Here is an 8699-nt window from a genome sequence, read left to right on the forward strand (position 1 = left end):
TCGATTCTGAAAAATAATGTAAGTTCTTTGATTGTTTTTGAATGATTTTTACTTGAAAACGGTTTAAAATAGCGTTTTGTGCTAGAATAGAATCAATAAATGAATAAAAATGAATGAAATTGAAATAAAATGATTGAATTTGAAGAAATACTATGCTAAACTATAAAGTGGATGGAGGAAGTAAGAATGTTAAATGCTGAACGCAAGGAACGAATATTAACGGCTTTAGAACGCACAGGTGTCATTAAATTAACAGATCTGGTAGAGGAGTTAAACTGCTCAGAATCAACAATTCGACGTGATTTGATTGAACTTGAAGAAGATGGTTTATTAGAGCGGGTTCACGGTGGTGCACGCCTATTGAAATCGAATAATCAGGAACCTAGCATGAATGAAAAATCTTTCAAAAACATTCAAAGTAAGTATCGAATTGCGCAATATGCGGCAAATCTGGTCAATGAAAATGAATGTATTTACTTAGACGCTGGTTCGACGACCATTGAAATGATTCCTTATTTGCAAGATAAAAATGTGATTGTGGTCACGAACGGTTTAGCGCACATCGAGAAGCTTGTGCAATTGCAAATTGAATCGTATTTGCTCGGCGGAAAAATGAAGAGCCGTACGAAAGCTGTGGTTGGTGCAGTTGCACTCGATAATATTCAAAATTATCATTTCGATAAGGCTTTTATCGGAACGAATGCCATTAATACGCAATTTGGTTATATGACGCCAGATCCGGAAGAAGCGTTCTTGAAACGGGCAGCGAATCACTTGGCTGCGGAATCGTTTGTACTCGCAGATCATTCCAAATTCTCCGAAGCAAATTTTGCGAAAATGTTTGAGCTTGAACGAGCAACGATTTTAACGGATTATTTACCGGAAACCATCGACAAGGAAACCTTTATCCAAAAAACGAAGATAATCGAGGTAGAAAAATGATTTATACTGTGACGTTAAATCCGTCGATTGATTATATTGTGGAAGTGGAAAACTTTTCAATCGGCGCGTTAAATCGAATGAAAATGGATTATAAACTTCCCGGAGGAAAGGGTATTAATGTTTCTCGGGTACTCAATGAATTAAAGATTGATTCGGTAGCAAGCGGCTTTTTGGGTGGCTTCACGGGTGGCTTTATTGCGGACTGGTTAAAAAAAGAAGGCGTAAAAACGGCCTTTACAAATGTTTCAGATGACACACGAATCAATATTAAATTGAAGTCGGGTGAAGAAACGGAAATTAACGGGCTTGGTCCGGATGTGACGGAAAAGGAACAGCAGAACTTTTTCGATCAGCTAGATGCGGTTAAACAAGGAGATATTGTGATTCTTTCCGGCAGTGTACCGCCAGCACTTGGACGAAGTTTTTACAGCAAAATTATTGCTTTTTGCAAGAAAAAAGGTGCCGAATTTATGATCGACACGGCGGGTGAGGAGCTGCTCGTTGCGCTCAAGGATGAACCAATTTTGATCAAACCGAATCATCATGAACTGGGAGAACTCTTTGGCGTAGAATTCCATACAAAAGAAGAACTGCTTCCGTATGGCAAAAAGTGTCTCGAATTAGGCGCTAAAAATGTAATCGTATCAATGGCTGGCGACGGAGCCTTTTATTCTCGGGTGAAGATATCTACTTCGCGAAGCCAATCCAAGGTACTGTTAAAAACTCGGTTGGGGCAGGAGACTCGATGATTGCGGGTTTTGTCGGCAAATTCCATCAAACTGGCGATGCGCTTGAAGCATTTAAGCTTGGCGTCGCAACTGGAACAGCAACGGCATTTTCGACTGACCTTGCTGAAGCTCAATTAATTGAAGAAATCTTACCGCAAGTTGAAATTGTGAAATTGGAGGATTCAAAATGAAAATCACGGATTTATTAAGTAAAGACGTTATGATTTTATCCCTGAAAGCAACGACGAAAGAAGGCGCGATTGATGAAATGATCGCTTCGCTCGCGGCACATGGCAAGATTAATGATCCTGTTTTGTTTAAAGAAGAAATTATGAAGCGCGAAGCGCAAAGTTCAACGGGTATCGGAGAAGGCATCGCGATGCCGCACGCAAAAACGAAAGCGGTTAACACGCCGACTGTTGTTTTTGCGAAAAGTGAAGCGGGACTGGATTATGAATCACTTGACGGAGCTCCGGCGCACTTGTTTTTCATGATTGCTGCAACGGACGGTGCCAATGAAACGCATCTTGAGACGTTAGCTGCTTTATCACGTTTGCTTGTACATGCTGATTTCGTGAACAGTCTGAAAGGTGCACAAACTCCTGATGAAGTCGTCGCATTATTTGATGCGGAGCAAGCAGCTTCTGAACAAGAGAATCGTGAAAATGAACAAGAAAGTTCAACAAATCAAGCAGAGTCAAACGGGGAAGAGCCATTTGTTGTTGCGGTTACAGCTTGCCCGACAGGAATAGCACATACTTACATGGCAGAGGATGCACTTAAAGCTAAGGCAAAAGAAATGGGTGTCGCTATTCGAGTGGAGACAAACGGTTCAGAAGGCGTGAAGCATCGTTTGACAGAGGATGAAATTAAACGAGCGAAAGGTGTCATTGTTGCAGCAGATAAGAAAGTGGAGATGGCGCGCTTTGATGGTAAACATTTACTTGAAACACCAGTCAGCGATGGGATTCGCAAACCCGAAGAATTGATTAATCGAGCACTCGAGCAAGATGCACCGATTTACCATGGTGATAAAAAAGCGGAACAAGAAACGGATGGAGAAAAGGTTTCGGTTGGAAGTAAGATTTATAAAGATTTGATGAATGGGATTTCACACATGCTGCCGTTTGTAGTTGGCGGAGGAATTTTGATGGCGATTTCCTTCTTGATTGAGCAATTCTATCCGAAAAGTCCTGTCTTTGAAATGTTATCGACAATTTCAGGGGGAAGTTCTGGCGCGTTCTTATTCTTGATTCCGATTCTTGCTGGGTTTATTGCAAGTAGCATCGCGGATCGTCCGGGACTTATGCCTGGTATGGTAGGCGGTCTGATGGCTTTAAATTCGGGAGCAGGATTCCTCGGCGGTCTTGCCGCCGGTTTCCTCGCAGGTTACGTGGTTGTTCTTTTGAAAAAAAATCTTCCAAGGAATGCCGCGCTCGCTTGACGGTCTTAAGCCGATTTTGCTTTATCCGGTATTTGGCCTTTTGATTTCGGGTGGTTTGATGTACTTTATTGTCAATCCGATTTTTAAGGTCATCAATACGTTCTTAACGACTCAACTGGAGGGACTTGGAACAGCGAATGCTGCGATTCTTGGACTCGTGCTTGGTGGAATGATGGCGATTGATATGGGCGGTCCATTTAATAAGGCAGCCTATACATTTGCAATTGGTGTATTCACTTCGACTGGCGATGGTGCTTTCATGGCTGCTGTTATGGCTGGCGGAATGGTTCCACCGCTTGCGATTGCGCTGGCAACAACATTCTTTAGAAATAAATTTACGGAACAAGAAAAACAATCGGGAATTACGAACTATGTGCTTGGGCTCGCGTTTATTACAGAAGGTGCGATTCCATTTGCGGCAGCTGACCCGCTTCGTGTCATTACTTCTTCTGTGATTGGTTCGGCGATTGCCGGAGCGCTTACGCAAATCTGGGCGGTTAATGTACCAGCTCCGCATGGTGGGGTTTTTGTATCCTTCTTAGCGAATAAACCTGTGATGTTCCTTGCTGCAATTTTGATTGGAATGGTGATTTCCGGACTGATTTATGGTTTCTGGAAGAAGCCGCGTCAAGCAGCCTAAAGAGATAAAAAAGGTCTATCTGTTTATTGCAGATGGGCTTTTTTTATTTTGAAAATAGGACTTGAAATGCCTGCGCACGGATGGAAGATGGAGAGCAGAGAGATACTAAATGTAAAAGAAAGTTGCTAAGGCATTTCGTCTTTCAAAAGTAAAATTGAGATTCGAAATTGGCTGCTTGAATTTATTGTTAAATGGAAGTCCAATTTTGATAGATAGAAAGAGCATTTGTATGACAGCTAGTTGTCACAAAAGACTATATCGTTTATGCACCAAGCAGTATGAACAGTTTTTTTTCTTACTATCGCCTTCGTTTAATGCTGATTAAGTTCCTTACTGAACCTGATTTCAATCCGATTAAGGGTGATTGCAGCGTAAATGTTTGTCAGCAAAATACGGCGCTTAGTGATATAAAAAAGCTAAAGGCTCAGCTTTCGGATCCATCACCTGCTGCTTCAATACTCGCGAAAGGAGAGATACTCAATTCATGGTTCTGATTTTTTGATTCTCAGCTTGTTGGTGGGGCACAGGTACGTGATGTTTTAAAGATTCCATCTGGTAAATTGATTTTTGGATAAAAAATCGAGGTTTTAAATTGAATCTTAAGCAAAATTTACATACAATAGAACGGACAGATTTAAAGAGGGGTAAAGAGGATGAAAAAAAGATTTCAATTAATTATTATTATTTTAGTAGTAGCATTACTTGGCTATGTGCTTCAGCAATGGTCATCTGTAATTCTATACAGTGCTGGACTTGTAGTCGAAATAGCAGGAATTGTGATTGTCATTCGGCTGATTTTCTTCGATAGACGAGTGACGTCTTCAAAGGTGGCTTGGATAGCCGCAATCTTTGTTTTACCGATTTTCGGCGTTATTATTTACTTGTTTTTCGGACGAAATCCACAAAACCGTGTTTTCCATCACAATCAAACCGTAGAAATGAAGCGGATTACGGATAAAATTCACGGAATGGTTCCAAATGCAGAAGGCAATCACCCGCCAAGTCTTTCAAAGCGGATTGAGCATCTCACGAAGATTCAACCGGTGGATGGAAATAAGCTGACTTTGCTGACAAACGGGGAAGAAACTTTTCCTGCGCTGTTGGAATCACTTCGTGCTGCAAAAGATCACATCCACATTCAATACTATATTTATAAATCGGATGAAATCGGACAAGAAATTCGCGAAATATTGATCGAGCGTGCAAAAGCAGGCGTTGAAATTCGTTTCATGTATGATGACTGGGGCTCTGCCAAACTTTCAGAGCACTTTTTGGAACCGATGCGAAATGCGGGCATTCAAATTCATGCATTTGATCCGATTCGTTCACTTTGGGTAGCGCGAACAGCCAATTTACGAAATCACCGTAAGATTGTCGTTGTCGACGGGGGAGTCGGCTATACCGGCGGACTGAATATCGGTGAAGAATATCGCAGCAACACAAAAGATTTCGTTGTTTGGCGGGATACGCATATTAAGGTGGAAGGACCGGCTGTCGTTGAGCTGCAGGAATCGTTTCTTGTGGACTGGGTTTACATGGAAAACAAGGCCGAATCGGCAAAGCCGTTTGTAAGCGAAGCCGGGATGAAACGCTACTTCTCACCGGAAGTGAAGGGGGATAACTGGGCGCAAGTGATTTACGGAGGACCGTATGATCGGGAAAAATGGGTGCGTGATTCGATGCTCGATTTGATGGATTCGGCTAAAAAATCTGTTTGGCTGACGTCGCCGTATTTTGTCCCAGATGAGGAGTCGCTTGCGGTCATTCGGCGTGTTGCGATGAGCGGAATTGATGTGCGAATTATTCTTCCTGGAAAGGGAGACCGCGGCATTTCTTTTCACGGTAGTAACGGCAATATCGAAACGATGCTTGAAGCTGGCGCAAAAGTCTATGCGTATCGCGATGATTCATTTGTTCACGCTAAGCTCTTGCTTGTTGACGGGGAGCGGGCGGCCGTTGGAACAGCTAACTTCGATGTGCGCAGTTTCCGCCTAAACCACGAATTGATGGTCTTCTTATATGACCGAGATGAAGCGATCATCAAGATGGAACAAGATTTTGAGCTGGATTTCTCGGAAAGTCATTTGTATACGATGGAAGATATGAAGCGTAAATCACGTTGGACGAAAATCAAAGAAAACCTCTCGAGCTTGCTTTCGCCTATTTTATAGGTTCGACAAATTTAAGGAAATATGATATATTTGACCTAACGTTAATTAGTTTTGGAGGATTGAAAAAATGATTCGACAGGCAAAACCAGAGGATGCGGCGCAGGTTGCGCCGCTGTTATTCACAATTTGGAAAGATATGGAACTGCCCATTGTGGAAGCGGAAAATGAAGAGACCATTTTGAAGGCGCTTCGGGATGCAATTACGGTGCGTGATTATCGTTATGGCTACAATCATCTCCATGTGTATGAAAGCGAAGGTGTGATTGCTGGTGTTGTTGCGGGGTATCCAGGTGAAAAAGAAGGTTCAATTGACAAGGCTTGGCGCGGCATTGCAGAGCAGAATGGGCTAATCTTTCTTGACCCAGTGTTTACTGAAACGGAAACTTTTCCGGGTGAATGGTATCTCGACTCGATCGTGACGGACGAACGCTTCCGCGGTAAAGGCATTGGAACGGCGTTGTTAAATGCGCTGCCAGACATTGCAAAACGTGAAGGGGAAGCGGTTATCGGTCTCAGCTGCGATAAGGCGAATTTGAAAGCGAAGCAGCTTTATGAACGGCTCGGTTTTCGTGCGACATCAGAAGTGACGCTTAGCGGTCATCTCTACGATCACATGCAAAAAAATATTTAAGTAAGAAACGCTCAGAGCTTAGGCTCGGCGTTTCTTTTTTTCTTGTGAATTTACTAAAATAAAAAAAATTGTCTTTTCTGCTTAAGAGAAATATGCTAATATATAAAATACACAGAATATTTAAGTGAATTAAGATTTTTCTGGTTTGAAAGAAAAAGGGGGAGTTTGGCATGAAAAAAAGAGGATTTTGGTTGCTCGCGATGATTATGGTAGTCGGTCTTGTACTGGCTGCGTGCGGCGGAGGAAAAAGCGACTCTGGCTCAAAAGATAAAACTTCGAGCGATAGTAAAAAAGTGGTCAATTTAATGGAATCTGCTGAAATTCCTTCGATGGATTCTAAGAAAGGGACAGATGGAGTTAGTTTTACAGCGCAAAATCAAGTTTTTGAAGGGCTGTATTATTTAGATGAAAAAGATCAAGTAACACCAGGCGTTGCGGCAAGTGAACCGGAAGTAAGCGATGACCAAACGGTTTACACGATAAAGCTGCGTGATGATGCGAAATGGAGCGACGGAAGTGCAGTTACGGCGAAAGATTTCGTTTATGCGTGGCAAACGATTGTTGATCCGAAAACGGCTGCTGAATATGCTGGTATTTTTGTAGGTGTGATGAAGAATGCTGGAGATATTGTGGATGGAAAGAAAGATCCGAGCGAACTTGGCGTAAAGGCTGTAGATGACACGACGCTTGAAGTGACACTTGAACAGCCGGTTCCTTATTTCTTATCACTTCTGACATTCCCGACATTCTACCCGCAAAATCAAGAGTATGTAGAAAAACAAGGTGAGAGTTACGCGAAAGACAGCGAGCACATGATTTATAATGGGGCATTTGTGATGAAAGACTGGACGAATACAAGCAAGACTTGGAAATTTGAAAAGAATGACAAGTATTGGAATAAGGAAAATACGAAGGTCGATCAAATTAATGTTCAAGTTGTAAAAGAACCTGGTGCGGCGGTAAACTTGTTTGATACAGGTAAGCTTGACCGGGCGACACTGACAGGCGATTATGCGAAACAGAAGAAAAATGATGATGATTATAAAACAGAACTTGACGCTTTTGTTTATTATTTGAAGTTCAATCAAAAGCAAAATGGCAAAGAAACTTTATTCGCAAACGCGAACGCTCGGAAAGCATTTTCCCAGTCGATCGATAAAGAACAGCTTGTCGAAACTGTGCTAGGGAATGGTTCTGCGGCTGCTGAGGGGTATGTGCCGGCGAAGTTTACGTTTAATCCGGAAACGAAAGAAGATTTCCGCAAAGAAAGCGGCGATTTGAATAAAACGGATTTGACCGAAGCGAAGAAATACTGGGAGAAAGCTAAAAAAGAGCTTGGGATTGACAAGATTACGGTAGAGCTTTTGGCGGATGATCAAGATTTTAATAAGAAATCGAGTGAGTTCCTTCAAAATGCGTTGCAAACGAATCTTGAGGGGCTGACGATTAAGATTAAGACGGTTCCTTATAAATCGCGGTTGAAGCTTGATGAGAATGAAGAATATACGTTGCAATTAGTGCGCTGGGGTCCAGATTATCAAGACCCGATCACCTTCCTAGCGACGCAAATTACAGATGATAGTTATAACCGGGCGAATTACTCGAATAAGGAGTATGACAAGCTTTTAAACGAAGCTTCGACAACGCTTGTGACAAAGCCTGAGGAACGTTGGCAAAAAATGATCGAAGCTGAGAAAGTGCTGATGGAAGATGCAGGGGTTGCACCGCTTTATCAATACGGAACGGCAGTACTGCAAAAGCCAGAACTTACAGGAATTGTGCATCATTTGTTTGGTGCTCCATTCAGTTACAAGTGGATGGAATTAAAGTAATGAATTAGGTTTAGAATAAAAATGGAAACCAAGTGGGACGCGGCGTGAGTCGGTTCGCTTGGTTTCTTTTTTTTGTTGGGATTGCTATAAAAAGGTATGATCATGCTGCTATTTAGTTCTGTGAATTATTGTTACTAAAGCAAGGTTTATTGGTGTGTAATTGACAGAAAAATTCACATAAAGTTCACAGACAGGTTGAAACGGTTATGCTATATTTAAATTTAATGACAGATCAATTTGAATGTGGGTGACGGGATGAAAAAAACAGGGTTAGTAGTACTTGGGCTTATACTGTTAATTGGAATAGGATT

Annotated in this window: 6 protein-coding genes and 1 pseudogene; all 7 read left to right on the forward strand. The window is 42.0% G+C overall.

The window, feature by feature from the left end:
* Positions 1-186: 186 nt before the first annotated feature.
* Positions 187-942 (forward strand): DeoR/GlpR family DNA-binding transcription regulator, encoded by a 756-nt coding sequence (locus MFLO_RS09210; RefSeq protein ID WP_036097659.1) that lies wholly within the window; start codon positions 187-189, stop codon positions 940-942.
* Positions 939-1861 (forward strand): annotated as a pseudogene (gene pfkB, locus MFLO_RS09215) (1-phosphofructokinase). Before MFLO_RS09210 ends, pfkB begins: the two are co-directional and overlap by 4 nt.
* The gene (locus MFLO_RS09220) at positions 1858-3114 is read left to right on the forward strand and encodes a fructose PTS transporter subunit IIA (protein ID WP_420912528.1); all 1257 of its coding nucleotides are present in this window, start codon (positions 1858-1860) and stop codon (positions 3112-3114) included. Before pfkB ends, MFLO_RS09220 begins: the two are co-directional and overlap by 4 nt.
* Positions 3098-3754: a PTS fructose transporter subunit IIC gene (locus tag MFLO_RS17245; protein WP_420912529.1), complete on the forward strand. Its 657-nt coding sequence runs from the start codon at positions 3098-3100 to the stop codon at positions 3752-3754. The genes MFLO_RS09220 and MFLO_RS17245 overlap by 17 nt, the downstream gene beginning before the upstream one ends.
* Positions 3755-4407: 653 nt before the next feature.
* Complete coding sequence (gene cls, locus MFLO_RS09225) at positions 4408-5925, forward strand: cardiolipin synthase (RefSeq protein ID WP_036097660.1); 1518 nt, start codon at positions 4408-4410, stop codon at positions 5923-5925.
* A 67-nt stretch (positions 5926-5992) separates the two neighbouring features.
* Positions 5993-6556: a GNAT family N-acetyltransferase gene (locus MFLO_RS09230; protein ID WP_036097662.1), complete on the forward strand. Its 564-nt coding sequence runs from the start codon at positions 5993-5995 to the stop codon at positions 6554-6556.
* Positions 6557-6726: 170 nt separating this feature from the next.
* The gene (locus tag MFLO_RS09235) at positions 6727-8388 is read left to right on the forward strand and encodes a peptide ABC transporter substrate-binding protein (protein WP_036097663.1); all 1662 of its coding nucleotides are present in this window, start codon (positions 6727-6729) and stop codon (positions 8386-8388) included.
* Positions 8389-8699 lie beyond the last annotated feature (311 nt).

Origin of the sequence: Listeria floridensis FSL S10-1187, from assembly GCF_000525875.1 — a bacterium.
In the GTDB taxonomy this organism is placed as follows: domain Bacteria; phylum Bacillota; class Bacilli; order Lactobacillales; family Listeriaceae; genus Listeria; species Listeria floridensis.